Source organism: Agromyces lapidis (assembly GCF_009749405.1).
Classification (GTDB): domain Bacteria; phylum Actinomycetota; class Actinomycetes; order Actinomycetales; family Microbacteriaceae; genus Agromyces; species Agromyces lapidis.
Genome location: NZ_WBIQ01000010.1, coordinates 192,579 through 217,895, shown reverse-complemented (window position 1 = coordinate 217,895; position 25,317 = coordinate 192,579). Strand labels below are relative to the sequence as shown.

Annotated in this window: 21 protein-coding genes; 9 read left to right on the top strand and 12 right to left on the bottom strand. The window is 71.8% G+C overall.

Features of this window, described 5'->3' with window-relative positions:
• Positions 1-36 precede the first annotated feature (36 nt).
• The 4 genes from GQQ93_RS17125 to GQQ93_RS17110 all read right to left on the bottom strand — a co-directional run bounded on the left by GQQ93_RS17125 (position 37) and on the right by GQQ93_RS17110 (position 4,911).
• Positions 37-1,611 (bottom strand): carboxylesterase/lipase family protein, encoded by a 1,575-nt coding sequence (locus GQQ93_RS17125; protein WP_157425444.1) that lies wholly within the window; start codon positions 1,609-1,611, stop codon positions 37-39.
• Positions 1,612-1,620: 9 nt separating this feature from the next.
• On the bottom strand, positions 1,621-2,931 hold the full coding sequence (locus GQQ93_RS17120; protein ID WP_157425550.1) for an MFS transporter: 1,311 nt from the start codon (positions 2,929-2,931) through the stop codon (positions 1,621-1,623).
• Between the two features lie 185 nt (positions 2,932-3,116).
• Positions 3,117-4,328, bottom strand: a complete 1,212-nt coding sequence (locus GQQ93_RS17115; RefSeq protein WP_157425443.1) for an ROK family transcriptional regulator — start codon at positions 4,326-4,328, stop codon at positions 3,117-3,119.
• Between the two features lie 4 nt (positions 4,329-4,332).
• Complete coding sequence (locus GQQ93_RS17110) at positions 4,333-4,911, bottom strand: TetR/AcrR family transcriptional regulator (RefSeq protein WP_157425442.1); 579 nt, start codon at positions 4,909-4,911, stop codon at positions 4,333-4,335.
• Positions 4,912-4,999: 88 nt separating this feature from the next.
• Here GQQ93_RS17110 and GQQ93_RS17105 point away from each other — a divergent pair, with 88 nt between their 5' ends.
• The 3 genes from GQQ93_RS17105 to GQQ93_RS17095 are packed head-to-tail and all read left to right on the top strand — an operon-like array spanning position 5,000 to position 9,395.
• The gene (locus tag GQQ93_RS17105) at positions 5,000-6,313 is read left to right on the top strand and encodes an MFS transporter (protein ID WP_157425441.1); all 1,314 of its coding nucleotides are present in this window, start codon (positions 5,000-5,002) and stop codon (positions 6,311-6,313) included.
• On the top strand, positions 6,313-7,095 hold the full coding sequence (locus GQQ93_RS17100) for a phosphatase PAP2 family protein (RefSeq protein WP_157425440.1): 783 nt from the start codon (positions 6,313-6,315) through the stop codon (positions 7,093-7,095). Before GQQ93_RS17105 ends, GQQ93_RS17100 begins: the two co-directional genes overlap by 1 nt.
• Positions 7,092-9,395 (top strand): glycoside hydrolase family 3 C-terminal domain-containing protein, encoded by a 2,304-nt coding sequence (locus tag GQQ93_RS17095; RefSeq protein WP_157425439.1) that lies wholly within the window; start codon positions 7,092-7,094, stop codon positions 9,393-9,395. Before GQQ93_RS17100 ends, GQQ93_RS17095 begins: the two co-directional genes overlap by 4 nt.
• Before the next feature lie 364 nt (positions 9,396-9,759).
• Here the strand turns inward: GQQ93_RS17095 and GQQ93_RS17090 are convergent, their stop codons facing one another.
• On the bottom strand, positions 9,760-11,544 hold the full coding sequence (locus GQQ93_RS17090) for a SulP family inorganic anion transporter (RefSeq protein WP_157425438.1): 1,785 nt from the start codon (positions 11,542-11,544) through the stop codon (positions 9,760-9,762).
• A 164-nt stretch (positions 11,545-11,708) separates the two neighbouring features.
• On the opposite strand from GQQ93_RS17090, the gene GQQ93_RS17085 reads away from it, so the two are divergent.
• Positions 11,709-12,215, top strand: coding sequence for a hypothetical protein (locus tag GQQ93_RS17085; RefSeq protein WP_157425437.1), 507 nt, complete (start codon positions 11,709-11,711; stop codon positions 12,213-12,215).
• 33 nt (positions 12,216-12,248) lie between these two features.
• Here the strand turns inward: GQQ93_RS17085 and GQQ93_RS17080 are convergent, their stop codons facing one another.
• Positions 12,249-12,821 carry a TetR/AcrR family transcriptional regulator gene (locus GQQ93_RS17080; RefSeq protein ID WP_157425436.1) on the bottom strand — a complete coding sequence of 191 codons (573 nt, stop codon included), beginning with the start codon at positions 12,819-12,821 and terminating at the stop codon, positions 12,249-12,251.
• 75 nt (positions 12,822-12,896) lie between these two features.
• Between GQQ93_RS17080 and GQQ93_RS17075 the strand changes: the two genes are divergently transcribed.
• Positions 12,897-13,478, top strand: coding sequence for a dihydrofolate reductase family protein (locus GQQ93_RS17075; protein WP_157425435.1), 582 nt, complete (start codon positions 12,897-12,899; stop codon positions 13,476-13,478).
• 33 nt (positions 13,479-13,511) lie between these two features.
• Here GQQ93_RS17075 and GQQ93_RS17070 read toward each other — a convergent pair whose 3' ends face one another.
• The 4 genes from GQQ93_RS17070 to GQQ93_RS17055 all read right to left on the bottom strand — a co-directional run bounded on the left by GQQ93_RS17070 (position 13,512) and on the right by GQQ93_RS17055 (position 18,008).
• A complete protein-coding gene (locus GQQ93_RS17070; protein WP_157425434.1) occupies positions 13,512-14,921 on the bottom strand; it encodes an alpha-hydroxy acid oxidase in 1,410 nt (469 codons plus the stop codon).
• Positions 14,922-14,949: 28 nt separating this feature from the next.
• Positions 14,950-15,669 (bottom strand): FadR/GntR family transcriptional regulator, encoded by a 720-nt coding sequence (locus GQQ93_RS17065; RefSeq protein ID WP_157425433.1) that lies wholly within the window; start codon positions 15,667-15,669, stop codon positions 14,950-14,952.
• Between the two features lie 187 nt (positions 15,670-15,856).
• Positions 15,857-16,891: an NAD(P)-dependent alcohol dehydrogenase gene (locus GQQ93_RS17060; RefSeq protein ID WP_157425432.1), complete on the bottom strand. Its 1,035-nt coding sequence runs from the start codon at positions 16,889-16,891 to the stop codon at positions 15,857-15,859.
• A 43-nt stretch (positions 16,892-16,934) separates the two neighbouring features.
• Complete coding sequence (locus tag GQQ93_RS17055; protein ID WP_157425431.1) at positions 16,935-18,008, bottom strand: NYN domain-containing protein; 1,074 nt, start codon at positions 18,006-18,008, stop codon at positions 16,935-16,937.
• 142 nt (positions 18,009-18,150) lie between these two features.
• On the opposite strand from GQQ93_RS17055, the gene GQQ93_RS17050 reads away from it, so the two are divergent.
• A complete protein-coding gene (locus GQQ93_RS17050) occupies positions 18,151-19,788 on the top strand; it encodes an alpha/beta hydrolase (RefSeq protein WP_157425430.1) in 1,638 nt (545 codons plus the stop codon).
• A 28-nt stretch (positions 19,789-19,816) separates the two neighbouring features.
• Here the strand turns inward: GQQ93_RS17050 and GQQ93_RS17045 are convergent, their stop codons facing one another.
• On the bottom strand, positions 19,817-20,740 hold the full coding sequence (locus tag GQQ93_RS17045) for a 2-hydroxyacid dehydrogenase (RefSeq protein WP_157425429.1): 924 nt from the start codon (positions 20,738-20,740) through the stop codon (positions 19,817-19,819).
• A 45-nt stretch (positions 20,741-20,785) separates the two neighbouring features.
• Between GQQ93_RS17045 and GQQ93_RS17040 the strand changes: the two genes are divergently transcribed.
• The 3 genes from GQQ93_RS17040 to GQQ93_RS17030 all read left to right on the top strand — a co-directional run bounded on the left by GQQ93_RS17040 (position 20,786) and on the right by GQQ93_RS17030 (position 24,258).
• Complete coding sequence (locus GQQ93_RS17040; RefSeq protein WP_212277379.1) at positions 20,786-21,346, top strand: hypothetical protein; 561 nt, start codon at positions 20,786-20,788, stop codon at positions 21,344-21,346.
• Positions 21,347-21,463: 117 nt separating this feature from the next.
• Positions 21,464-22,825 (top strand): NADP-specific glutamate dehydrogenase, encoded by a 1,362-nt coding sequence (gdhA, locus tag GQQ93_RS17035; protein WP_157425428.1) that lies wholly within the window; start codon positions 21,464-21,466, stop codon positions 22,823-22,825.
• Between the two features lie 17 nt (positions 22,826-22,842).
• Complete coding sequence (locus tag GQQ93_RS17030; protein WP_157425427.1) at positions 22,843-24,258, top strand: GH1 family beta-glucosidase; 1,416 nt, start codon at positions 22,843-22,845, stop codon at positions 24,256-24,258.
• A 25-nt stretch (positions 24,259-24,283) separates the two neighbouring features.
• Here the strand turns inward: GQQ93_RS17030 and GQQ93_RS17025 are convergent, their stop codons facing one another.
• Positions 24,284-25,258, bottom strand: a complete 975-nt coding sequence (locus GQQ93_RS17025; RefSeq protein ID WP_157425426.1) for a serine hydrolase domain-containing protein — start codon at positions 25,256-25,258, stop codon at positions 24,284-24,286.
• Positions 25,259-25,317: the final 59 nt, after the last annotated feature.

Sequence of the window (25,317 nt, the reverse complement as noted above, 5' to 3'; positions counted from 1 at the left end):
CAGCCGCCGCGGGAGCCGCCGCCGCGGCCAAATGGGTCAGAGCAGGGGGCGCACGCTCGCGTAGCCGTCGTTCGCCACGGTGGTCGGGGTGTCGTACACGCGGGTCGAGCGCGAGGCATCCGACCAGCGCGGCCAGCCGTCGCCGGGGTCGCCGGTCGCGACGAACGCGACCGCCCCGGCGTGCAGATCATCGGCGAGCGCCTGCGGCGGGTTCGGCCCCGCGAGCGGCACCATGGCCGGCCCGTCGAGGCAGTCGAAGAAGAACGGCACGTCGAGGCAGTGCTCGGCGAACCCGAACGAGCCGCTCGGCCACGCGAAGCGGTAGAGCCACGTGCCGGCGCCGTCGGCGATGCGCGTGCGGGCCGCGACGACCCGCAGCATCGGCACCTTGAACATGCGGTCGGTGATGAGCCGGCCCAGCAGCCGCGCGTTGCCGTGCTTCGAGACCTCGCGGTTGGCGGCGAGGTACGGGCGCACCTGCGCCTTCGACAGGCCCGACTTCTTCACGAGCATCGACTTCGGCACGAAGCGCAGGATCTTGGGGGCGTCCATGAGGGCCATCGAGAACTCGTCGTCGGTCGCGCCGAGCACGAGGGGCTTGCCTGAGCCGACGCCGGCGGTGAGCGAGTCGAACGTCGAACGGTGCAGCAGCTCGCCGTCGATCATCGGACCGAGCGGCAGGCCGAGGTCGAGCATGTCGTTCATGGCATCGGGGCCCGTGAGCGCGGTCGCCGCCTTCTGCACCTCGAGCAGCCGCTCCTCGTCGACCGAGCGGAAGCCCGCGAGGCTCGGTTCGACGGCGAGCTCGCCGGCCAGCTTGCGGGCGAGCGCCTCGGCGCGCTCGGCCGTGACGTCGGCCGTCGCCCCTGAGATCGCGTACACGCGGTGGAAGAGGTGCTGCGCGGCCTCCATGCCGAGCAGGGTCAGCACCGCGCCGCCGCCCGCGGACTGGCCCGCGATGGTGACCCGCGACGGGTCGCCGCCGAAGACGGCGATGTTCTGCTGCACCCACTCGAGGGCGAGCAGCCAGTCGCGGATACCGCGGTTCGACGGGGCGCCGTCGATCCAGCCGAAGCCGTCGAAGCCGAGCCGGTACGAGATCGTCACGGTCACGACGCCGTCGCGGTTGAAGTTGCGCCCGTCGTACCAGGGGCTCGCGGGGGAGCCTGCGAAGTAGCCGCCGCCGTGGATCCACACGAGCACCGGCAGCCCGGCCCCGCCGTCGGCCGGTCGCTCGGGTGAGGGCGTGAACACGTTGACGTTGAGGGTCGACTCGCCGGGCACGCTCGGCTCGGGGATGAGCGTGACGCCGGGGTCGCCGCGCTGCGCGGTCGGCGCGAACTCGAGCGCGTCGCGCACCCCCTCCCACGGGACCTTCGGCACGGGCGCCGCGAAGCGGAGCTCGCCGACCGGCGCCTCGGCGAACGGGATGCCGAGGAACGCGGCCGACTGCTCGGCGCCCGCTCCACCGGTGGCGTCGCCCGCCGAACGGACGGTGGGGCGCCACCGGCCGCGGACGCGGCCGGCGAGCGTGTCGACCTCGACGAAGCCGGTGAGGGCCGAGGCATCCGGGGCGATGCCCGAGGGAATCTGGGAGGGGGTGTGCGACATGTACGGCTCCTAACGCACGCTCTTGATGGGCGCCACGGCGATCGCGGCGATGACGACGAAGACCATGGCGAAGACGAACAGCATCGGGTACCCGCCGAGGCTGCTGATGATGAGGCCGGCGACGGCCGCGCTCATGGCCTGGGGGATGTTGGTGGCGATGTTCAGGATGCCGAGGTCCTTGCCGGCGTCCTTGCCGCCGCCGGGCAGCACCTCGGTCATCAGGGCGGTGTCGACTGACATGTAGAACCCGAATCCGAAGCCGATGATGATGTTCATGATGAGCATGCCGGTCATGTCCGGCATGATCAGCGGGAACGCGAGGCTCACGACCATGATGGCCGACGAGGCGTAGATGAACACCTTGCGGCGACGGATCTTGTCGCTCCACCAGCCCGAGACCGCGACCGCGAGGAGGGTGGGCACGAGCCCGGCGAGCGTCAGGGTGACCTGCGCCCCGGCCGCGTCGGTGAGCGACATGCCGATGTAGTCGGTCAGGATGTAGAGCCCGTACGCCGAGATGACGAAGTAGCCGAGCATGAACAGGAAGCGGGCAGAGAACGCCCAGGCGAAGTCGGGGTTCTGCTTCGGGTTCACCCAGAAGCCGCTGATGAAGGTCTTCCAGCTCCACGCCGGGACGGAGGCCTCCTTCGACGACCAGTCGCGGTCGATGATCACGTAGGCGATCGTCACGACGATCACGAGGACGCCGAACACCGAGTAGCCGACGCCGAAGTTCGTCGCGAACTGGCCGGCGATGACGATGCCGAGCGTCGCACCGATCTGCATGCCCAGCCCGAACATGGCGCTCGCGACGCCGCGCTTGTCGCGCGGGAAGCGGTCGGGGGTGATCGCCGACAGCGGACCCTGCAGGGCGTTCAGCGACACCTGGATGAGCACCCAGAACACCGTCAGCCAGAAGATCGAGTCGAGGAATCCCATGCCGAACAGGAGCACGCCGCCGATGAGTGCGCCGCCGACCATCCAGGGGGCACGGCGGCCGAAGCGCGAACGGGTGCGGTCGCTGATCGCGCCGACGATCGGCTGGGCGAACAGCGTGAACACGAAGGAGGTCGTCATGATGATCGCGAGGTTGGCGATCTTGTTCTCTTCGTCGATGAGTGCGACCTGGATCGGCAGCAGGATGGCGATGAGGCCCGCGTAGGCGGCGAACAGGGTGAGGGCGACGAGCAGGATGCCGGGGAGCGTGCGCTTGGTCGGCGGGGGGCTCGCGGGCGGGTCGCCGGGGATGGGCTCGGTCGCCGAGATGGCGCCGGTCGGGGCGAGTTCGGTGGCGGGGTCGCCGGCTGCTGCGGGCTGCATGGACAAGTGGGGGCTCCTCTTCGTTGAGAACGGCCAGGGGGCGGGCGCGCGCAACCGACTGAAAACCGAATGGCGCTCGGCAATGAGTATGCGCCGAATCGCGTCAGAATTCAACCGTTGAACTTAAAGGGTGGACGGTCGTCCGGGTGAAGGCCCGCGCGGACGCTCGGTTCGGCGCCTGCGGATCAGAGCCCGAGCCGGCTCGGGTCGGCGAGGAGGCGGTCGCGGGAGCCCCAGACGGCGCCGAGCAGGGCGGCATCCGCGCCGAGCCGACCGGCGACCACTGCGGGGATCGCGGGCAGGCCGTCGCGGGCCTCGGCGAGCGTCGGACGGTTCGAACGGAACGCCTGCTCGATCGAGGCCGTGTGCGCGGCCCAGAATCCACCGATCACGATCGCCTCGGGGTCGGTCGCGAGCGAGAGCACCTGCAGCGAGCGCGCGATCCACGGCAGGGCTTCGGCCCAGGCGTCGGCGGCGGGCGCCGCCCCCGCAGAGATCTGCGCCGAGAGCTCGTCGACCGCCGCGGCGAGACCGCGCTCGGCGACGAGGTCGGCGAGGCCGGCCTTCTCGAGCAGCACGTCGGGGCCGGCGACGGTGACGAGGCATCCGCGCTGGCCGCAGTCGCACAGCTCGCCGTCGGGCACGATGGCGACGTGTCCGAGTGCCCCGCCCACGCCGTGGGCTCCCTCGGCGATGCGCCCGTTCGCGATGACGGCGCCGCCGATGCCCGAGTTGCTCTTGATGTAGAGCATGCTCTCGGTGCTCGCGAGGATCGTGCGCTCGGCCACCGCGGCGAGCCAGCCGTCGGCCTCGAGGACCACCGGCCCGGGCAGTACGCCGAGCCGCGAGCGGAGACCGCCGATCACGTCGACCTCGCCCCATCCGAGGTCGGTGTCGGTGAGCACGACGGGCGGCTCGCCGCCGACGGGGGCGAAGACCACGATCGGCATCTCGACGACGCGTCGCCCGAGCCTCACGGCGGCGGAGGTCGCGTCGGCGACCACGGCCGCGAGCACGTCGATCACCGCCTCGGGGTCGCCCATGGGGCGTCCGTGCCGTCTCGAGACCCGGTGGAGTTCGTCGCCGGCGAGGGTCGTGAGCAACGCGGTCGCGGAATCGGCGTCGACCTGGGCGACGAGGATGGCGAGATCGGATGCCGCGAGCTCGAGCCGCGTGATCGGCCGACCCCTGCCCGTCGTGACCGGAGCGGTCTCGCGCAGCACGCCGGCCTCGGACAGCGCGGCGACGAGTGCGGTCACCGCGCCGCGGGTCAGCCCCGTCGCTTCGGCGATCTCGCTGCGCGCGCTCGGCCCGGAGCGCACGACGTGCCCGAGCACCACCGTGAGGTTGTGCCGGCGCACGTCGCCGGAGACGAGCGAGCGAGGCGGCCGGGGCATCCGCTCAGGCCTTGCGGGTGATGAGGTGCCAGAGGTAGGCGACGTGCTCGGACATGTCGATCGAGGGGTCGAGCATCCACTGGGTCTGCAGGCCGTCTGCTGCGGCGAGGAAGAGGTTGCCGATGCGGTCGATATCGAGGTCGGGGTCGAGGTTGCCGGCGGCCTGTTCGTCGCGGAGCATGCCGTTGAACATCGACCGGAACGCCCGGTAGCGTTCGACGAAGAACTCGTGGGCGGGGTGTTCGGCATCGCCCGCCTCGGTCGACAGCTGGGCGTAGAGCTGCACGAGCCCCGGGACCTCGCTGTTGTGCCGGATCACCTGGAAGAACGCCTCGATCGGCTGCTCGGCGTCGATGTGGAAGGCGGCGGTGTCCACCTCGTCGCGCTTGCGGAGGATCTCCTGGAAGAGCTCCTCCTTCGACGCGAAGTAGTGGAGCAGCCCGGCCTGGCTGAGCCCCACCGCGTCGGCCAGTTCGCGCACGCTCGTTCGCCGGTAGCCGTTGCGTGCGATCACGTCGAGTGCGGTGGTGAGGATCTCCTCACGCTTCGCGACGCCCTTCGCGTATGAACCCCTACGTGCCATATGTGCATGGTAGTCGCTTGCAGATGAAAACCGAGCGATGTATGGTTTTGCCACCTGCCTCGGTGCCGAGGCGCTGAAAGGACCGCACATGACAACGGCGTCGACCCCCAAACCTGCTGAACCACGCCCCGAAGAACCCGAGGAGGCACTGGCCTTCCTCGAGGACGCCGCGGGCAACGAGGACCCGCCCACCCCGATCACGGGCGTCCGCCGCCTGCTCGGCTGGATCATCCCGGCGAACCTCGGCATCTTCATGATCTGGGGCGCCGTGCCCGGCATCCTGCTGCCCGCTCAGATCAGCGCCCAGTTCGGCGAGGCAGACAAGGTCGCGAACCTCACGCTGGTCGCGACGATCGGCGCGTTCTGCTCGATGCTCGCGCAGCCGATCGCGGGTCAGATCTCCGACCGCACGCGTTCGCGCTTCGGCCGTCGTGCCCCCTGGATCTTCCTCGGCGCGCTCGCCGGCGGCCTCTCGCTCATCGGCCTCGCCTTCGCGAACAGCCTCGTCGGCGTCGTGATCGCGTGGAGCCTCGTGCAGATCACCTACAACGTCGCGCAGGGCCCGCTCAGCGCCGTCATGCCCGACCGGGTGCCGTTGAAGCGCCGCGGCACCTTCGCGGCCCTCTCGGGCATCGGCCTCATGGTCGGCGCGATCGGCGGACAGATCGTCGGCTCACTGTTCTTCAACAACATCGCCGCGGGCTACGTGACCTTCGCGGTGATCTCGCTCGTCGTGCTCACGCTCTTCATCGTGTTCAACCCCGACTACTCCTCGAAGGAGCTCGAGCCCGAGCCGTTCAAGCTCATCGACTTCCTGCGCACCTTCTGGGTGAACCCCGTCAAGCACCCCGACTTCTTCTGGGCCTTCACGGGTCGCCTGCTGCTCTACACGGGCTACTTCGCGGTGATCGGCTTCCAGCTCTACCTGCTCACCGACTACTTCGGAGTCGAGAAGCCCGAGACGATCATCCCGATGCTCGGCATGATCAATCTCGTGGGCATCCTGATCGCCACCGCCGTGTCGGGCCCACTCTCCGACAAGTTCGGCCGTCGCAAGCCCTTCGTCTTCGCCTCCTCGCTCGTCACGGGCGTCGCGCTCGTCGTGCCGTGGGTCTGGCCCGACCTCACGGCCTGGATGATCATGACCTTCATCGCGGGCCTCGGCTTCGGCATGTTCCAGGCCGTCGACACCGCGCTCATGAGCGAGGTGCTGCCCTCGGCGAAGTCGTTCGCGAAGGACCTCGGCGTCGTCAACATCGCGGCCACCCTGCCGCAGACGCTCGCCCCCGCCGTCGCCGGCGCGATCGTGCTGACATTCGGCTATGCCGGGCTCTTCCCCGTAGGCATCGCCCTCTCCGTGCTCGGCGCGTTCGCCGTCTGGCCGATCAAGGCGGTGAAGTGATGTCGGAGGGCGCTGCGACGTCGACCGCGCGCGACGCGAACGCCCCCGCAGTGGGCGAGCCCGAGGCATCCGCCGCTCGTCGGCCCCGTTGGCTGCTCGTGACGGGACTCATCGGCCTGGCGCTGTTCGTGGTGTTCGGGTTCGCGGTGGCCGCGAACCCCGAGGGCCCGTTCACCCAGGCCGTCGACGACGCCTGGCGTGCCTTCGTCGGTCTGGCGCCCGACACGGGCGGCGAGACCTGGGCGCTGCCGATGTTCTTCCAGCACCTCGGCCAGATCCCCGGTGCGGTGCTGACGCTGCTCCTCATCCCCATCTGGCTGTTCGTGATCCGCCGCTGGCGGTCGGCGCTGTTCTTCCTCACCGCAGAGCTCGTGGGCAACTTCGGCGTCTCGCAGCTCACGAAGAACCTCGTCGACCGGCCGCGACCGGTCGACGACCTCGCGAACGGGCTCTTCGGCCCGCTCGTCGAGGTCGACCACGGCTCGTTCCCCTCGGGGCACGCCGTGAGCACCGGCATCCTGCTGGTCGCGGTCGCGGCGCTGTTCCCGCCCGCGAAGCGGCTCGTCTGGTGGATCATCGGTGCGCTGCTCGTGGTGGGCATGATCTGGCAGCGCACCCTCATCAACGCGCACTGGCTCTCCGATGCGCTGTTCGGCATCATCGGCGGGGCATCCGCGACCCTCATCCTCTGGTGGGCGTTCGCGACCCTGCTGCAGAAGGACTACGGCAAACCCCTCTTCCGGCGGAGGAACGCATCACCGGCAAGCGAAGGAGCATCATGACGGACACCCTGAACACCGGCATCGGCCTCGAGGCCTCCGCCGCCGACATCGTGGCGGAGCTCACGACCGAGGAGCAGGCCTCGCTCACGAGCGGCGCGAGCTTCTGGACGACGCAGGCCGTCGAACGCGCCGGCATCCCGGCGATCGTGCTGACCGACGGCCCGCACGGCGTGCGCCTGCAGAAGGGCAGCGCCGACCACCTCGGCATCGGCGACAGCGTGCCCGCGACGTGCTTCCCGCCCGCGGTCGCCCTCGGCTCGACGTTCGACCCCGAGCTGCTCGAGCGCGTCGGCCGCGCCCTCGGCGAGGAGGCCCGCGCCGAAGGCGTCGGCGTGCTGCTCGGCCCGGGCATCAACATCAAGCGCTCGCCGCTGTGCGGCCGCAACTTCGAGTACCTCTCGGAGGACCCGATCGTGTCGGGCGTGCTCGGCAGCGCGCTCGTGACGGGCCTGCAGTCGCAGGGCGTCGGCGCCTCGCTCAAGCACTTCGCGGCGAACAACCAGGAGCACGACCGCATGACCGCGTCGAGCGACGTCGACCCGCGGCCCCTGCGCGAGATCTACCTGCGCGGATTCCAGCGGGTCGTCGAAGACGCCCAGCCGTGGACGGTCATGTGCTCGTACAACCGGCTCAACGGCGTCTACACGAGCGAGGACCCGTGGCTGCTGACCTCGGTGCTGCGCGACGAGTGGGGCTTCGAGGGACTCGTCGTGAGCGACTGGGGCGCCGTGAACGACCGCGTCGTCGGCCTGCCGGCCGGCCTCGACCTCGAGATGCCCTCGAGCGACGGCCGCTCGGCGGCGAAGCTCGTCGCCGCCGTCGCCGACGGTTCGCTCGACGCGCAGGCGCTCGAGCTCGGCGCGCGCCGGGTGGTCGAACTCGTGCAGAAGGCGGTCGCCGGTGCTTCGGCGGATGCCGGCTACGACGCCGACGCGCACCACGCACTCGCCCGCGAGGCGGCCGCGCGCGCGGCCGTGCTGCTGAAGAACGACGGCGCGATCCTGCCGCTCGCCGCCGACACGCGGGTCGCCGTGATCGGCGAGTTCGCGCGCACCCCGCGCTACCAGGGCGCCGGCTCGTCGCTCATCAACCCGACGAAGCTCGACAACGCGCTCGACGCCGTCATCGCGGTCGCCGGCGCCGAGCGGGTCGCGTTCGCGCCCGGCTTCACGATCGACGGCTCGGATGCCACGGGGCTCGTCGAGTCCGCGGTGGCCGCCGCCGCTGGCGCCGACGCGGTGCTGGTCTTCCTGGGCCTGCCGGGTTCGTACGAGTCGGAGGGCTTCGACCGCGAGAACCTGCGCCTGCCCGCCGAGCAGCTCGCCCTGCTCGACGCCGTCGTCGCCGCCAACGCGAACGTCGTCGTCGTGCTCGCAGGCGGCGGTGTCGTCGAACTGCCGTTCGCCGACGACGTGCCCGCGATCCTCGAGGGCTGGCTCGGCGGCCAGGCGGGCGGCAGCGGCATCGTCGACGTGCTCTATGGTGCGGTGGACCCCTCGGGCCGACTCGCCGAGACCATCCCGCTGCGCCTCGAGGACACCCCCGCGTTCCTCGACTTCCCCGGCGAGTTCGGGCACGTGCGCTACGGCGAGGGGCTCTTCGTGGGCTACCGCTGGTACGACGCCCGCGACGCCGCGGTGCACTACCCCTTCGGGCACGGTCTCTCGTACACGACGTTCGAGTACTCGGGCCTGTCCGTGACCGGAGGCGACTCGGGCCTCACGGTGCGCGTCACCGTGACGAACACGGGATCGCGCACCGGCCGCGAGGTCGTGCAGGTCTACACGGGCCGTTCCGGTTCGGCGGTGCAGCGCGCCCCGCGCGAGCTCAAGGGCTTCGCCTCGGTCGAGCTTGCCGCGGGCGAGTCGCGCGAGGTCGAGATCGCCGTGCGCCGCGAGGACCTCGCGTACTGGGATCTGCGCGTCGACCGCTGGATCGTCGAGGGCGGCGAGTACTCGGTCGAGGTCGGGGCTTCGAGTCGCGACCTCCGGCTCTCGGCGGCGGTCGAGGTGGCGGGCGACACGGTTCGCCTGCCGCTCTCGCTCGAGTCGTCGATCGCCGAGGTCGCGGCCGACCCGATCGCCGGCCCGATCGTGATGCAGGCGATGGCCTCGTTCGCCGGCGGCATGGCCGACACCGACATCTTCGACGCCGAGGGCCTCGAGAAGATGATGGCGTCGTTCCCGGTCGGCAAGCTCGTCGGGTTCCCGGGCGTCCCGGCGACGCCCGAGCAGATCCAGCAGCTCATCGACGCGGCGAACGGCGCGGCGCAGGCCGGAGCGGCCGGCGCGCAGGGCTGATCGCGCGGTGACGCGGATCCGGCTCCGGGAGGCCACTGCCGGAGTCGGATCCGAACAGCGCAGATGAACGCGGGGCGGCCCGGGTGCGAGGCATCCAGCCGCCCCGTAGCTTCGCAAGCATGGATGTCGCCGTGCTCGCCGGCGTCGTATCGACCGGCCTCTTCGCCATGAGCTATCTGCCCATGCTGGTGAAGGCCGCGCGCACGAAGGACCTCTCGTCGTACAGCGTCGGCAACCTGGTCATCACGAACCTCGGCAACGCGCTGTACACCGTCTACGTGCTGAGCATGCCGTTCGGGCCGATCTGGTTCCTGCACGGCTTCTACCTCGCGGCCTCGGCCCTCATGCTGGCGTGGTTCCTGCGCTACCGCTCCTCGGGGTCCCGCGCGAAGGCGCGGGCGGCGGCCAGTCCGGCGTCGAGCGAGTCGCCGATCCGCGGAGTCGCGGCGAACACCCGGTCGCGGCCGATCACGACGCTCGCGCGCGTCGCGTCGAGCTGGGTCATCACCCGATCTCCGAGGCCGACGAGCATGAGCGCTCCGCCGGCGCGCCGCAGACGCTCGGCGTAGTCGGTGACGACGCGGATGAACGTCGAGCCGAGCTCGTCCGTGCCGCGCATGCGCAGCACCACCACCGCGCGTTCGCACCGCTCGGGGATCTCGGGCAACTGCGCCGCGAAGGTCGGCGCCGCGGCGAAGAACAGGCTGCCGTAGGGCACCAGCACGACGACCTCGCCCGGGCTCAGGGCGGCCGGCGGGTCGGTCTCGACCGGATGGGGGCTCGAGCCGTCGTACACCCAGCGCCGGATCACCACCCGGTTCGACTGCCGCGCCACGTGCAGCACGATCGCGAGACCGACGCCGACCAGCACCGCGTACTGCAGCGGCACGATGAGCGTCAGCACGAAGGTCACCGCGAGCACGCTCGCCTGGATCGGCCCCGTGCGCCAGACCAACAGCAGATCGTGCGGCTTGAAGGTGCGGACGCCGACGAGGATCAGCAGTGCCGCGAGTGCGGGCATCGCGACCAGTGCGATGACGCCGCCGAGCGCGAGGATGCCGACGATCATCGCCGCCGCGGCGAACACGTTCGCGAGCGCGCTCTTCGCTCCCGCCGAGCGCACGATCGCGGTCGCCGACATCGAACCGCCGACCGGCATGCCCTGGAAGAGGCCGCTGGCGAGGTTCGCGATGCCCTGGCCCCGGAAGTCGGCGGACGCGTCGGGATAGCGCCCGTCGGGGTTCGGCACCGCGCCCGAGATCGCGGCGCCCTGGACGAGTCCGACGAGCGCGAGCGAGAGCGCCGGCACCAGCAGCTCGAAGATCAGGGTCGGGTCGGGGACGGCGGGCAGTGGCAGCGCGTTCGGCACCTCGGTCAGGTCGCCCACCACGGCGACCTCGGCGAACCAGGGGATGAGCGGCAGCGCCGAGGCGGCCGCGACGGCCACGACGAGCGAGAGCGGGCCGAGGAAGGTGCGCTCGAGCAGGAGGATGAGTCCGACGGTCACGGCGCCGAGGACGAGGCTCGGCCAGTGGAGCGACGTCAGGTGGGCGAAGGTGTCGAGCGTGCGCGTGATGCGGTTCGCCCCCTCGCCCGCGTAGCCGGTGAGGTTCGCAAGCTGGCCGAGGATGATGTTCACGGCGACCGCATTGACGAAGCCGATGAGGACGGCCGTCGGGATGAACCGGACGAGCGAGCCGAGTCGGGCGAGCCCGAGCCCGAGCATGATGACGCCGGTGAGCATCGCGAGGGTCGCGATGGCGACGCCCTGGTTCGGGGAGGCGACGACGGCGGGAACGTCCGAGATCATCACCGACATCGCCCCGGTCGCCTGCACCGACATGAACACCGACCCGGTCGCGAGCGCGCCGCCGAGCGTGCCGAAGAGATAGCCGTAGAGGCCGTAGACGGGATTCACCCCGGCGAGGAGGCCCGAGGCGAGTCCGTCGGGGATGCTCTCGACCCCGAGCACGAGGCCGGCGCGGGCATCGGCGAGCAGGGTGCGCCGGGTGCCGAAGCGGGCGAGATAGCGGCGCAGCGGGCCGGGCGCTGCCGGTCGGGTCGGCGGCGCTGCCGCGGCGGGGCCCCCTGCCCGGGCCGACTCGAAGGCGGGGTCATCCGAACCGGTCGCGCCCGTGGCATCCGACATGCGAACCTCCCCGCCTCATCGTAGGTGCGCGTCGGCCCGGGCAGTGGTCATTCGACGATCGCGTCGAGGTGACGCCGGCCGGCGCCGCCCGGTCCGCAACCCCCTTGCCGGACCTGCTCGGATGACGTAGACCGGGTCTGTTCGGGTTGGGGAAGGAGCGTGCCATGACGGTCCGGCTCAACGAGCGCGTGCCCGCAGCATCGAGGCGCGACCGGAAGCGCGCCAAGCGCGCGATCGAGTCGGCGCACGCCGTGCAGGCGGAGGTGCATCGGATGGCGAAGCGACTGCCGAAAGGCGCGCGCTCGCGGGCCCGGCTCGAGTCGGCGGTGACGTTCGCCGGGGCGGAGCTGCGGCTCGCCGAGGCCGACCGACGGAACTCGCCGCGGCTCGCCGCGATCCGCGCCGGGCGGGTGGCCGCACGGCTCGATCGGGCGTCGATCCGGTACGCGCCGCGCCCGGGTGCGCGAGGCCGCGCTGGAGCTCGGCGGCCGCCGGTCGGGGCGGATGCCGCGGTTCGGGCGACGGCGCATGCCGAGCTCGTGAAGCGCCGGCGGAAGCAGGCCGAGCAGGCGCAGAAGATGCTGAAGCGCGCCGCTGCTCTCGTGGTCGGTCAGGCGATCGCGGTGTCGGGCGGCGACGAGCGCGGGCGTGCCGAGCGCGGGCGCTCATGACGTGGGCGCTCCTGACGCGGGCGAGCGGTCGGCTCAGGAGTCGGGCAGGAGCCCCGCGACGAGATCGTCGATGACGTCGTCGGTCGTCGTGCCGGGATCGATCGGCGTCGTCAGCCGGTCGAGCATGAGTCCGTCGATCGCATAGTGCAGGAGCGCGATCTCGCGCGCGCCGCCCGGGAGGCCGGCCGAGTGATTGAAGTCGACGTCGGCCGCGAAGGCGGCCCGCTGCCATTCCGCGAGCGTTGCCGCGACCTCGGGCCGGCGGGCGCCCTCGAGGCGCAGTTCGAAGAGCGCGAGCGTCACGTCGGAGTGTTCGCCGAGCCGGCGGACGATGTCGCGCACGTAGTCGGCGAAGAGCGCGCGACTCGGCGGTTGCGCGGCACGGCGCGCGAGGTCGGCGTCGGTCGGCATGAGGCGCTCGCCGATGCGGGAGACGAGCCCCGCGATGAGTGCGTCGCGGCTGCGGAAGTAGTTCGAGGTCGTGCCGGTCGGCACGCCGGCCTCCTCGTCGACGGCCCGGTGCGTGAGCCCCCGGGCGCCGTCGCGGGCGAGCACGGACAGCCCGGCATCGGCGAGCAGTCGGCGGCGGTCGTCGTTTCGGGCCATGGTTCCGAGTCTAGACAGAATCACGACAGCTGTAGTAGTTTCTCAACCACGACATCAGTAGTGGATAGGATGATGATGCGAGAACTCGTGTACTACGTGGCCGTCAGCCTCGACGGCTTCATCGCCGGACCGAACGGCGAGTACGATGCCTTCGCCGTCGAGGGCGACCACATGACCGCGATCAACGAGCGGTACTCCGACACCGTCGCGACGCACGTCGCGGAGGCCTTCGGGGTCGAGGCCGACGGGCGCATGTTCGACACCGTGCTCATGGGGTGGAACACCTACGCCGTCGGCCTGCCGTACGGCATCACGAGCCCGTACCGGCACCTCCGGCAGATCGTGTTCTCCCGCGAGCACGCGGCCGCGGCCGAACGGGTCGAGGGCGTCGAAGTGACTGATCGCAACCCTGGCGAGTACGTGCGCGAGCTCAAGGCGGAGGAGGGGAGCTCCATCTGGCTCTGCGGCGGCGGGGCGCTCGCCGCGGCGCTCGCCGACGAGATCGACCGCCTCGTGATCAAGCGCTACCCCGTGCTCTTCGGGGCGGGCGTTCCGCTGTTCGGGCCGCGCGCGTATGCGCCGCAGGCGTTCGAGGCCGTCGAGGCGCGCGCGTTCGAGTCGGGGGTGACGTTCGGCGAGTACGCCAGGCGCGGCTGAGCGACGTCCGACCCGCGGCCGGTCGCCTGAGGCTCAGCTCTTGGCGGTGACGCGCGGTGTCGCGGCCGGCTTCGACGTGGCCTTCGCGGCGGCCTTCGTAGCGGCCGGCTTCGTCGGAGTCGGCTTCGCCGCGGCGGCCTTGGTCGCACGGGGGGTTCGAACCGTCGTCGGCTTCCCGGCCGCGGCCTGCGCCGCGGCATCCTGCACCGGGCGCGCGATCGGCGTGAGCCGGGCGAGCTGGGTGACGTGCTGGGGGCCGAGCTCGTCGAGTGATCGCACCTCGAGCAGCTTCATGGTGCGCACGACCTGCTTCGACAGGATCTCGATGGTCTTGTCGACGCCCTCGCGGCCGCCGGCCATGAGGCCGTAGAGGTAGGCGCGGCCGATGAGCGTGAAGCGCGCGCCGAGCGCGACCGAGGCGACGATGTCGGCACCCGACATGATGCCCGTGTCGAGATGCACCTCGAGGTCGCCGCCGACCTCGCGCGCGACCTCGGGCAGCAGGTGGAAGGGGATGGGGGCGCGGTCGAGCTGGCGGCCGCCGTGGTTCGAGAGCACGATGCCGTCGACGCCGCGGGTGGCGAGCTCCTTCGCGTCGGCGAGGGTCTGCACGCCCTTCACGACGATCTTGCCCGGCCACATCGCGCGGATCGTGTCGAGGTCGTTCCAGCCGATGGTCGGGTCGAACATGCCGTCGATGAGCTCGCCGACGGTGCCGCCGGTCGACTGCAGCGAGGCGAACTCGAGCTTCGGCGTCGTCAGGAAGTCGACCCACCAGGCCGGGCGGGGGAGCGCGTTGAGGACCGTGCCCGGCGTGAGCTGCGGGGGGATCGAGAAGCCGTTGCGGGTGTCGCGGAGGCGCGCGCCGGCGACGGGCGTGTCGACCGTGAAGAAGAGCGTGTCGAAGCCGGCGGCCGCGGCGCGGTGCACGAGCTCGTACGAACGCTCGCGGTCGCGCATGACGTAGAGCTGGAACCAGTTGCGGCCGTTCGGGTTCGCCGCCTTCACATCTTCGATCGAAGTCGTGCCCATCGTCGAGAGCGTGAAGGGGATGCCCGCGGCGCCCGCCGCCCCCGCGCCGGCGATCTCGCCCTCGGTCTGCATCATGCGGGTGAAGCCCGTCGGTGCGATGCCGAAGGGCAGCGCCGTCGGCCCGCCGAGTACCTCGCGGCTCGTGTCGACCTCGGGCACGTTGCGCAGGATGCCGGGGTGGAACTCGATGTCCTCGAAGGCCTGCCGGGCGCGCGCAAGCGACAGCTCGCCCTCGGCGGCGCCGTCGGTGTAGTCGAAGGGCGCCTTCGGCGTGCGGCGCTTCGCGATCGTGCGGAGGTCGGCGATCGTCAGCGCGGCGTCGAGGCGGCGCCGCTTCGCGTCGAAGGTCGGCTTCTTGAAGCGCATGAGCTCCGCGAGCTCCTTGGGGTTCGGGAACTGGCGCTGGACCATCGTGGTGCTGCCTCTCGTGCTCTGGGTGTCAGTGGTGGTGGATCGAGGTCTCGGCGTAGTACCCCGAGATGTGGTCGTGGGTGCGGGCGCGGGCCGACGAGGCATCCGCCGCCCTGATCGCGGCGACGATGCCGCGATGCTCGCCGCGGAGCCGTTGCGAGGTCGCCCGCCAGTCGTCGAGGTGCGCGAGGCCCTCGAGTGCGTACCCCTCGATGCCGCTGCGCAGGCCCGCCATGGTGGCCGTGATCACCTGGTTGCCGGAGGCCTCGGCCAGGGCGAGGTGGAACTCGGCGTCGAGCGCGAGGAACTCGGCGGCGGAGAGGGCAGGGGAGTCCATCGCGTCGAGCAGGCGGTCGGCCGCACCGAGATCGATCGGTTCGGATGCCTCGCGCCCGAGCCGCTCGGCGAGCTCGCCGGCGACCGCGCTCTCGAGGATGAGGCGGGTGCGCACGATGTCGGCGACGGGGAACCCGCTCGCCGCGACCTGCAGCCTCATGAGCGCGCTCATGCCGCCGCCGGGGGTGGCGATGATGATCGCGCCCGCGTTCGGGCCCGAGCCCGCCTGCGTGCGGATGAGGCCGAGCACCTCGAGCACCCGCAGCGCCTCGCGCACGCTCGAGCGGCCGACGCCGAGCTCGGCCGAGAGGGCGCGTTCGCCGGGCAGACGGTCGCCCGGGTGCAGGGCGCCCTCGATGAGCCGGGACTCGATGTGCTCGAGCACGGTGCGCCAGGCGCGCGTCTCGCTCATGCTCTCGCCCCTTCGCCGTCTGCCGTCGCACGCCGCCCTCGCGGCATGTGGTCTGACCACAGGCTAGCACGTGTGGTCAGACCACACTGGTCGAGCGTGATCCGCGCGTGAGGCAGGTTCGACCCGGTGAGGCGGGTTCGAACCGCACTCGGCGCGGCGAACCCACCTCACGAGCAAGCGCCCCGCGTCAGGGCACGACGACCGCGCGTCCGCGCAGCGTGCCGTCGTGCAGGCGCCGGTACGCCTCGGGCGCCTCGTCGAGCGAGAAGCGCTCGGTCTCGATCTTCACGAGGCCCGCGCGGGCGAGGTCGAACACCTCGAAGAGCTCGGCGCGCGAGCCCCAGTACGGTGAGCGCACCGTCGCGTCGTACGGCGTCGTGAGCAGACCGACGGGCAGCGCTCCCGCGCCCACTCCGACGAGCACCTGGTCGCCTTCGACGGCGAGCATCGCGTGCCCTGCGTCGAGCGTCGGCTGGATCGCGACGAAGTCGAACACTGCCGCAGCGCCCCGGCCGCCCGTGAGCTCTTTCACCCGGGCGGGCGCCTCGGCGTCGGAGGGGAACACGTGGTGCGCACCCACCTCGGTTGCGAGCCGCAGCTTGTCCTGGCTGACGTCGAGCGCGATCACCGTGGCGGGCGTCAGCGCCCGCAGGATCTGGATCGCGACGTGGCCGAGCCCGCCCGCGCCGATCACGACCGCGGTCGAGCCGGGTACGAGCTTCGGCAGCGACATCTTGATCGCGTGGTACGGGGTGAGCCCGGCGTCGGTGAGCGCGACGTGCTCGACCGGGTCGAGGTCGCCGAGCGGCAGCAGGAAGCGCGCGTCGGGCACGATGAGGTACTCGGCCATCGCCCCGGGCGCCCCGAGTCCCGGAGGCCGGATCTCGAGCTCGGCGGCCCGCTCGCAGTAGTTCTCCTTGCCCTGCGCGCACTGGGCGCAGCGACCGCAGCCCCAGGGCCCGTACACCGCCACGGCCTCGCCGATCTCGACGCCGGTGACGCCGTCGCCGAGCTTGTCGACGACGCCCGCCCCCTCGTGCCCCAGCGTGAGCGGCAGGCCGTAGATGTACTGCTCCTCGTTCAGCCCCATGACGAAGCTGTCGGAGTGGCAGGCGCCGGCCGCGGTCACCCGGATGCGCACCTCGCCCGGGCCGGGCTCGGGCGTGTCGATCTCGACGACCTCGGGCGCCTGCCCGATCGTCCGGTACTGCAGTGCCTTCATCTCGATCCCCTTTCGTGATGCCCGGCGCAGCGTTCGCCCGGGTTCAGTCCTTCTTCGGGCGGATCCGCACGCGCCCCCGGCCCGTCTCGTCGAGTTCGACGACGCCGCCGCGCGACTTCAGGAACTCGGTGAACGAGGCGAAACCGAGGCGCCGCTCCTGGAACGACGGATCCATGCGCATCATCTGGTTCTTCACCGCGCTCGACGACTGCCACTCCTCGTCGTTCTTCGCCCGCAGCAGTTCGATCGCCTTCTGCAGCAGGCGCCCGGGGTTGCGCGGGTTGCTGCCGACCTCGTCGGGCACGGGATCGCCCGGCGCCACGAACTGCAGCACGCGCGGCGAGAGGCGCTCGACCGGCGCGGCCGGCTCGGCGGGCTCGTCGGCCTCGACGGGTTCGCTCTTCGCGCGCCGCGAACCACGGGCACGGCCGGATGCCTCTGGCGCGGCGTCGGCTGCGGCATCCACCGTCTTCGTGGCCGCCCGACGGCGCCGATTCGGCGCCGGCTCCGCGGCGACCGCTGCGGTCTGTTCGTCGGCGTCGTCGCCCACCTCGGCGTCGGTCGTGAGCAGGGCGTCGTAGTCGGCGAACTCGTCGACCGCCGCCGTCAGCGCGCGGCTCGTGCCGCCCGCGACGCCGATGCCGATGACGTAGCGTCCGAGCCGCTTCGCCTTCTGCGCGAGCGCGACGTAGTCGGAGTCGCCCGCGACGATGACGATGTGCGAGAGGTCGTCGATGCGGAACATGTCCTCGACCGCGTCGACGGCGAGGCGGATGTCGGCGCCGTTCTTCGTCGAGGAGAGCGGGAACAACTGCACGAGGTCGACCGCGCGGTCGATGAGCTGGCCGCGATAGCTCGCGTTCACCGGGGTCGACCAGTCGGCGTAGGCGCGGGCGATCGCGATCGTGCCGAAGGTGGCGGCGAAGTCGAGCACGGCGTCGATGTCGACCGTCGCCTCGCGGAGGCGTTCGGCGGTCTTCGTGCCGGCCGAGGGCGCCTTCGAGCGCGACGTGTCCTTGCGATACGCGAAATCGCCGTGCAACTGGTCGTAGCGCGAGATGACGATGTTGTCGAAGTCGAAGTACAGGGCCACGCGGGGTTCTGCCGAGATGGGCATTGAGACCTTCCATCGAGGGTGTACCTCCGATGCTACGCCGCCGAGCTGTGCGAACCCCGGAGCCGGTGCGCGCTCCGAGCCGTGTGCCGTGCCATGATGCGGTGACGCGGCCGCCTGAGGCGACGCGCGGGGAGGGGCGGGCATGAAGGCTCACTGGTGGCGGCTCGACCCGGGAGGCGCCCTCGTCGGGCTGCTCGCCGTCGCGCTCTCGATGACCCCGTCGCTGCTGCCCCGCCCGGCGTTCTTCCAGGGCGTCATCACCGCGCTCGCGTTCCTCATCGGCTACGCCGTCGGGGTCGGCGTGTGGTGGCTCGTGCGCCGGTTCGTGCGCTGGCGCCCCACCGCCGCGCAGCGCCGCATCGCCTGGTGGGTCTATCTCGGCGTCGCCGTGCTGCTCGTGATCGTGCTCGGCTTCGCCTCGGTCGGCTGGCAGAACGAGGTGCGCCGAACCGTCGAACTGCCCGAGATCGACGGCTTCGACGGACTCGTCTTCATCGTCGGCTTCGTGCCCGTCGTGCTCCTCGGCATCGCGCTCGCCCGGGCGGTGCGCCGACTCGGCACCCGACTGTCGGCCCGGCTCGGCCGGGGATGGGGTGCGACGGCGACGACGGCGATCGTCGTCGGGTCGACCGTCGCGGTGGTCTCGGTGGTGATGTTCGGCCTCGACCGTCTCTACCTCGCCAACAACGGCCCGGCAGCTCCCTGGGTCACCGAGCCGATGAGCGCCTTCCGCTCCTCCGGCCCCGGCTCCGAGGTGGAGTGGGACGTCGTCGGCCGGCACGGCACCGCGTTCCTCGGCGGCGGTCCGACCGCGGCCGACATCGAGGAGCTGACCGGACGCCCCGCGCTCGAACCAGTGCGCGTCTACGTCGGCCAGGCGAACGCGCCCACCGTCGAGGAGCGCGCCGCGATCGCCGTGCGCGAGCTCGAGCGGACCGGGGCGTTCGACCGCGAGGTGCTCGTGGTCGCGACGACCACCGGCTCGGGCTGGCTCGAGCCGCAGGCCGTCGACGCCGTCGAGTACCTGCACGGCGGTGACACGGCGATCGTGTCGATGCAGTACGCGTACACGCCGAGCTGGGTGTCGTTCGTGTTCGACCCCGACGCGCCGGTCGCGTCATCCGTCGCCCTGTTCGATGCCGTCCGCGCGAAGTGGGACACCCTTCCCGAGGAGCGCCGCCCGCAACTCGTGGTCTACGGGCTGAGCCTCGGTGCGCACGGCACGCAGGAGGCGTTCGACGACCTCGACGAGTTGCGTGCGCGCACCGAGGGCGCGCTGCTCGTCGGCAGCCCGAACGGCTCGACCATGTGGCGCACCCTCACCGAGGAACGCGATGCCGGCAGCCCGCAGTGGTTGCCCGTCGTCGACGGCGGCGCGGAGGTGCGCTGGCTGTCGAAGCCGGGCGACTTCCACGCGCTCGGACCCGACTGGCAGGCCCCGCGGGTCGCCTACCTCCAGCACGCCAACGACCCCGTGACGTGGCTCGGCCTCGAACTGATCTGGGCGGAGCCCGACTGGCTGAAGCCCGACGAGCGGGCCGACGAGGTCAGCGACTCCATGCGATGGATCCCCGCGGTGACCGCCCTGCAGGTGGTCATCGACATGTTCATGGGCGAGAGCGTGCCCGCGAGCCACGGCCACAACTACGGCGACGTCGTGCTCGACGGGTGGCAGGCGGTCACGGGCGACGGCGAGCTCGACGAGGCTGCGCTCGCGCGCATCCAGCGCGTGCTCGAGGGGTACGCGGCGGTGCAGCCGGTCGGCAGCGTGACCGAGTAGCGGCGCCAGGAGGCAAGCAGGCCGGCGCTCAGCTGCGCAGCACGACGTTCGCGGGCTCGTCGCCCCGGAGCATCCGGTCGATCTGCTCGCGGAGGAGCCGCGCCATGCGCGGGATCATCGCCGTCGACGCCCCGCCCACGTGCGGGGAAACGAGCACGTTCGGCAGCGCGAAGAGCGGGTGGCCGTCGGGCAGCGGCTCGGGGTCGGTGACGTCGAGCGCGAAGCGCAGCCGGCCGGAGCGCGCCTCGGCGAGGATCGCCTCGGTGTCGGCGACCTTGCCGCGGGCGATGTTCACGACGAGGGCGCCGTCGGGGAGGGCGGCGAGGAAGTCGGCGTCGACGAGGCCCGTCGTCGCGTCGCTGAGCGGCACGCCGACGATGACGATCTCGGCCTCGGGCAGCAGCGCCGGCAGCTCGTCGACGCCGTGGATGCGCCCGCGCTCGTCGTCGCGGGCATGCCCGGCGACCCGGGTGACCTCGACCTCGAAGGGTTCGAGCCGGGCCTCGATCGCCCGGCCGACGCCGCCGTAGCCGACGATGAGCACGCGCCGATCCGCGAGGCTCTCGTGCCGGGCGGGTGCCCAGCGGCCCTCGCCGGCGGCGCGCACGAAGTCGGGGATGCCGCGCTGGGACGCGAGCACGAGGGCGAGCGTCAGCTCGGCCGTCGAGGTCTCGTGCACGCTCGCGGCGTTCGCGAAGACGTGGCCGGGCGGCAGGGCGGCGGGGATGTCGTCGTAGCCGATCGACTGCGACTGCACGAGGCGGGTGCTGACCTCGGCCAACGCTCCCAGCCGCTCGGCGGCGCCCATGTACGGCGGCACCACGATGTCGAGGTGGGCGGCCGGCGGCGGCGAGTCGAGGTTCCAGACCACGACCTCGACCCCCTCGGGCGGGTCGCCGAGGGCGTTGCGGAGGGTCGCGCCGGGAACGGAGACGAGGAGCGGGGCATCCATCCTCCGATCCTCGCAGACTCCGCCGTCGCTGCTACGGTTGCGCGCATGGATGACGCGGCCGACGCTCAGGGGGCCGACGGCGACCGAGGCGACGGCCGTCGGCACCGCCACGACCGACCCGCCGACGAGCGCGTCGACGCCCTCAAGGAGCGCGTCTACGCGACCTTCACCGGGCTCGCGATCGTGCTCGTGCAGCACGCGAACGTCGAGCACGTCGAGGCGCCCCGCGCGGTGGTGACGCTGCTCGTCGGCATCGTCGCGATCACCACGGCGGGCTTCGTCGCCGACGTCATCTCGCACCTCGCGGTGCACGCCGCCTTCCCCGACCGCGCCGAGGTCGGCCGGATGCTCCGCGTCGCCGGATCGGCGATCGCCTCGGCCGGCGTCCCGCTCCTCCTCCTCGGCCTGGCTGCGCTCGGCGTGATCGAGCTCGGACACGCGCTGCGCGCCGCCTCGATCGTCTACGTCGCGACCCTCGGCGTCATCGGCTTCATCGCCGTGCGGCGCACGCGCATCGACTGGTGGAAGCAGGTGGTCGCGCTCGGCGCCCTCGTCGCACTCGGCCTCGGCGTCGTCGTGCTGCAGCAGCTCGCGCACGGGCACTGAGCGACCCTGCGCCTCCCGCGTCACACTGTCGGAGGCTTCCTCAGCACTGGGTATGTTGGAGGGACGCCGCGCGCGACTGCACCACGTGGCATCCGTTCGAACCATGAAGGAGCGCGCGTGACCGCATCTCGCACTGCCATCGACGACGTCTACGGCCAGATCCTCGCCCGCAACCCGGGCGAGTTCGAGTTCCACCAGGCGGTGCGCGAGGTCTTCGGCTCGCTCGACCGCGTGCTCGAACGCAACCCGCACTACGTGCAGGCGTCGATCCTCGAGCGCATCTGCGAGCCCGAGCGGCAGATCATCTTCCGGGTGCCGTGGGTCGACGACGCCGGGCGCGTGCAGATCAACCGCGGCTTCCGGGTGCAGTTCAACTCGGCGCTCGGGCCGTACAAGGGCGGGCTGCGGTTCCACCCGAGCGTGCTGCTCGGCACCGTGAAGTTCCTCGGCTTCGAGCAGATCTTCAAGAACTCGCTCACCGGCATGCCGATCGGCGGCGGCAAGGGCGGCAGCGACTTCGACCCCAAGGGCAAGTCCGATGCCGAGGTCATGCGCTTCTGCCAGTCGTTCATGACCGAGGCGTACCGGCACCTCGGCGAGTACACGGATGTCCCGGCCGGCGACATCGGCGTCGGTGCGCGTGAGATCGGCTACCTCTTCGGCCAGTACAAGCGCATCACGAACCAGTACGAGTCCGGCGTGCTCACCGGCAAGGGGCTGACGTGGGGCGGCTCGCTCGTGCGCACCGAGGCGACCGGCTACGGCGCGGTGTACTTCACCCAGCACATGCTCGAGACCCGTGGGCGCTCCTTCGACGGCGCCCGCGTGCTCGTGTCCGGTTCGGGCAACGTCGCGACCTACGCGATCGAGAAGGTGCACGAGCTCGGCGGCGTGGTCGTCGGCGCCTCCGACTCCTCGGGCGCGGTCTACGACCCCGACGGCATCGACGTGGCCCTCCTCCGCGAGGTGAAGGAGGTGCGGCGCGATCGCATCGAGCAGTACGTCGCCGAGCGCGGCGGCCGCGCCGAGTTCGTCGGGGGCGCGACCGTGTGGGACCTCGCGGGCCGCGGCCCCGTGCAGGTCGCGCTGCCCTGCGCGACGCAGAACGAGCTCGGCGAGGCGCATGCGCGGGCACTCGTCGCCGCCGGGGTGATCGCGGTCGCCGAGGGCGCGAACATGCCCACCACGCCCGAGGCGATCACCGTGCTCCGCGAAGCCGGCGTGCTGTTCGGCCCGGGCAAGGCGGCGAACGCGGGCGGCGTCGCGACGAGTGCGCTCGAGATGCAGCAGAACGCCTCGCGCGACTCGTGGAGCTTCGAGCACACCGAGCAGCGGCTCGCCGAGATCATGGCCTCGATCCACGAGCGCTGCGCGACCACTGCCGACGAGTACGGCGCCCCGGGCGACTACGTCGTCGGGGCCAACATCGCGGGCTTCGTGCGCGCGGCCGACGCGATGCTCGCGCTCGGCGTGATCTGAACGACGAGGAGTCCGCCATGTCCGGTGCCGTCAGCAGTGAGAACCCCGAGGGTCTCGCGTTCCCGCGCGAATTCGTCATCGGCTCGGCGACGGCGTCGTACCAGATCGAGGGCGCGGCCGACGAAGGCGGCCGCACGCCGTCGATCTGGGACACGTTCAGCCGCACACCGGGCCGCACCTGGAACGGCGACACCGGCGACGTGGCCTGCGACCACTACCACCGGCTCGAGTCCGACCTCGACCTGATGGCGTCGCTCGGCCTCGAGGCGTACCGGTTCTCGCTCTCGTGGTCGCGGCTGCTGCCGGGTGCCGGCGACCGGCCGAACCCCGCAGGGGTCGACTTCTACTCGCGCCTCGTCGACGGGCTCCTCGCCCGAGGCATCCGCCCCATCGCGACGCTCTACCACTGGGACCTGCCGCAGGAGCTCGAGGACGCCGGCGGCTGGACGAACCGCGACACCGCGCTGCGCTTCGCCGACTACGCGGGGCACGCCGTCGACGCCCTCGGCGATCGCGTGCACACCTGGACCACGCTCAACGAGCCGTGGTGCTCGGCCTACCTCGGCTACGGCTCGGGCGCCCACGCACCCGGCCGCACCGACGGGGCCGCCGCGCTCGCCGCGGTGCACCACCTGAACCTCGCGCACGGGCTCGCGGTGCCCGAGATCCGACGTCGTGCGACGAACACCCCCGACGTCTCGGCCACGCTGAACTTCCACGTCATCCGCGGCGGCGACGCCGAGGCGACGCGCCGCATCGACGCGCTCGCCAATCGCGCCTTCACGAGCCCGATGCTGCTCGGCCGCTACGACGACGACCTCATCGCCGACACGGCTGCCGTCACCGACTGGTCGTTCGTGCGCGACGGCGACCTCGCGCTCGTGCACCAGCCCATCGACGTGCTCGGCGTCAACTACTACTCGACCGTGACGGTCGCGATGTGGGACGGCGCGAGCGAGCGCAGCCGCAATGACGGTCACAAGGACGTCGGCGGCACGCCGTGGCCCGGCAGCGAGCACGTCGAGTTCCTGCCGCAGGCCGGGCCGTACACCGACATGGGCTGGAACATCGCCCCCGACGGCCTCGAGGAGCTGCTCGTCTCGCTCGGCGAGCAGTTCCCCGGGCAGCCGCTCATGATCACCGAGAACGGCGCGGCGTTCGCCGACGTGGTGACCCCGACGCCCGACGGCCCGCGGGTGCACGACGTCGAGCGCGTCGACTACCTGCGCCGGCACTTCGCCGCGGCCCGCCGCGCGATGGACCGCGGGGTCGACCTGCGCGGCTACCTCGTGTGGTCGCTGCTCGACAACTTCGAGTGGGGCTACGGCTACTCGAAGCGGTTCGGCATCGTGCGGGTCGACTACGACACGCGGGAGCGGCTCGTGAAGGACAGCGGGCGCTGGCTCGCCGGGCTCCTCGCGTCGCGCGCCTGAGCGGCGGCATCGCGGCGCGGCAGCCTCAGCCCCGCGAGGCCGCGGCCGCGACGAGGTTGTGCAGCTCGGCGTCGTCGTAGGCGAAGCGGTCGAGCCCGGCACGGTTCGTCAGCAGCACGAAGCAGACGCCGAGCGACGGCGTGATCCAGAACTCGGTGCCGGCCCAGCCCGCGTGCCCGTAGGTGTCGCGGGTGAGCAGGCCGGGATCCGCATTCGGCAGGTTCCATGCGAAGGCGAAGTCGCGGCCGCGTTCGACGGTGTACGAGCCGAGCCGAGGGATGTCGACGGTGACCGGACGGCGCATCGCCTCGACCGCGAGGGGCGACACGACGGCGCCGTCGTCGCGCAGCAGCGCCGAGCCGAGCGAGAGCAGGTCGCCGGCTCGGCCGAAGGCCCCGCCGCCGGGGTTGCGCTGCCCGGCGTAGACGTCCCAGTCGAGCCCGTATTCCGCCGCATCGACCGGCGAGTGCCGTGACGAGGCGCGGTCGAAGGTCAGCCCCGTGGCGTCCGCCCGGCGTGCGATCTCGTCGAAGCGCCGCTCCCAGGGCTCGCCCGTCGCGTGGGCGATGAGTGCGGCGACGCCCTCGAAGGCGATGGTCGAGTAGCGCGCGGCGGTGCCTGCCGCGAAGTCGCGGCCGCCGGCGAGGAGGGCCGCGCGGAGGTCGGGCACGTCCATCGCGGGCTCGGGGATGCCCGAGGTGTGGCTGACGAGGTGGTGCAGCTGCACCTCGTCGGGGCGCAGCGCGGCGAACTCGGGCAGCGCGCGGGCGAGCGGCGTCGTCGGAGTGAGCCGGCCCTCCTCGACGAGGCTGAGCGCGGCCAGGCCGGTGATGGGCTTCGTCACCGAGAACAGCGGGTAGTGGTCGTCGACGGATGCCGCGCCGAACGCCTCGAGCGCCACGACGCCGTGCGCATCGGCGATGCCGAGCACGGCGGTGGGCAGCACGCCCGACGCGACGTGCGCGCGGGTCCAGTCGAAGGCGGCGTCGAACGTCGGCATGGAGTCCTCTCGGGTGGCGTGCGTCGGGCGCGGTTCGCGCGGCGACGCCCGGCCCGCTC

Excerpts from the sequence above, each read along its gene's own strand:
- GQQ93_RS17125 (WP_157425444.1), bottom strand. The coding sequence starts at position 1,611 with ATGTCGCACACCCCCTCCCAGATTCCCTCGGGCATCGCCCCGGATGCC.
- GQQ93_RS17120 (WP_157425550.1), bottom strand. The coding sequence starts at position 2,931 with ATGCAGCCCGCAGCAGCCGGCGACCCCGCCACCGAACTCGCCCCGACC.
- GQQ93_RS17115 (WP_157425443.1), bottom strand. The coding sequence starts at position 4,328 with ATGCCCCGGCCGCCTCGCTCGCTCGTCTCCGGCGACGTGCGCCGGCAC.
- GQQ93_RS17110 (WP_157425442.1), bottom strand. The coding sequence starts at position 4,911 with ATGGCACGTAGGGGTTCATACGCGAAGGGCGTCGCGAAGCGTGAGGAG.
- GQQ93_RS17105 (WP_157425441.1), top strand. The coding sequence starts at position 5,000 with ATGACAACGGCGTCGACCCCCAAACCTGCTGAACCACGCCCCGAAGAA.
- GQQ93_RS17100 (WP_157425440.1), top strand. The coding sequence starts at position 6,313 with ATGTCGGAGGGCGCTGCGACGTCGACCGCGCGCGACGCGAACGCCCCC.
- GQQ93_RS17095 (WP_157425439.1), top strand. The coding sequence starts at position 7,092 with ATGACGGACACCCTGAACACCGGCATCGGCCTCGAGGCCTCCGCCGCC.
- GQQ93_RS17090 (WP_157425438.1), bottom strand. The coding sequence starts at position 11,544 with ATGTCGGATGCCACGGGCGCGACCGGTTCGGATGACCCCGCCTTCGAG.
- GQQ93_RS17085 (WP_157425437.1), top strand. The coding sequence starts at position 11,709 with ATGACGGTCCGGCTCAACGAGCGCGTGCCCGCAGCATCGAGGCGCGAC.
- GQQ93_RS17080 (WP_157425436.1), bottom strand. The coding sequence starts at position 12,821 with ATGGCCCGAAACGACGACCGCCGCCGACTGCTCGCCGATGCCGGGCTG.
- GQQ93_RS17075 (WP_157425435.1), top strand. The coding sequence starts at position 12,897 with ATGCGAGAACTCGTGTACTACGTGGCCGTCAGCCTCGACGGCTTCATC.
- GQQ93_RS17070 (WP_157425434.1), bottom strand. The coding sequence starts at position 14,921 with ATGGTCCAGCGCCAGTTCCCGAACCCCAAGGAGCTCGCGGAGCTCATG.
- GQQ93_RS17065 (WP_157425433.1), bottom strand. The coding sequence starts at position 15,669 with ATGAGCGAGACGCGCGCCTGGCGCACCGTGCTCGAGCACATCGAGTCC.
- GQQ93_RS17060 (WP_157425432.1), bottom strand. The coding sequence starts at position 16,891 with ATGAAGGCACTGCAGTACCGGACGATCGGGCAGGCGCCCGAGGTCGTC.
- GQQ93_RS17055 (WP_157425431.1), bottom strand. The coding sequence starts at position 18,008 with ATGCCCATCTCGGCAGAACCCCGCGTGGCCCTGTACTTCGACTTCGAC.
- GQQ93_RS17050 (WP_157425430.1), top strand. The coding sequence starts at position 18,151 with ATGAAGGCTCACTGGTGGCGGCTCGACCCGGGAGGCGCCCTCGTCGGG.
- GQQ93_RS17045 (WP_157425429.1), bottom strand. The coding sequence starts at position 20,740 with ATGGATGCCCCGCTCCTCGTCTCCGTTCCCGGCGCGACCCTCCGCAAC.
- GQQ93_RS17040 (WP_212277379.1), top strand. The coding sequence starts at position 20,786 with ATGGATGACGCGGCCGACGCTCAGGGGGCCGACGGCGACCGAGGCGAC.
- GQQ93_RS17030 (WP_157425427.1), top strand. The coding sequence starts at position 22,843 with ATGTCCGGTGCCGTCAGCAGTGAGAACCCCGAGGGTCTCGCGTTCCCG.
- GQQ93_RS17025 (WP_157425426.1), bottom strand. The coding sequence starts at position 25,258 with ATGCCGACGTTCGACGCCGCCTTCGACTGGACCCGCGCGCACGTCGCG.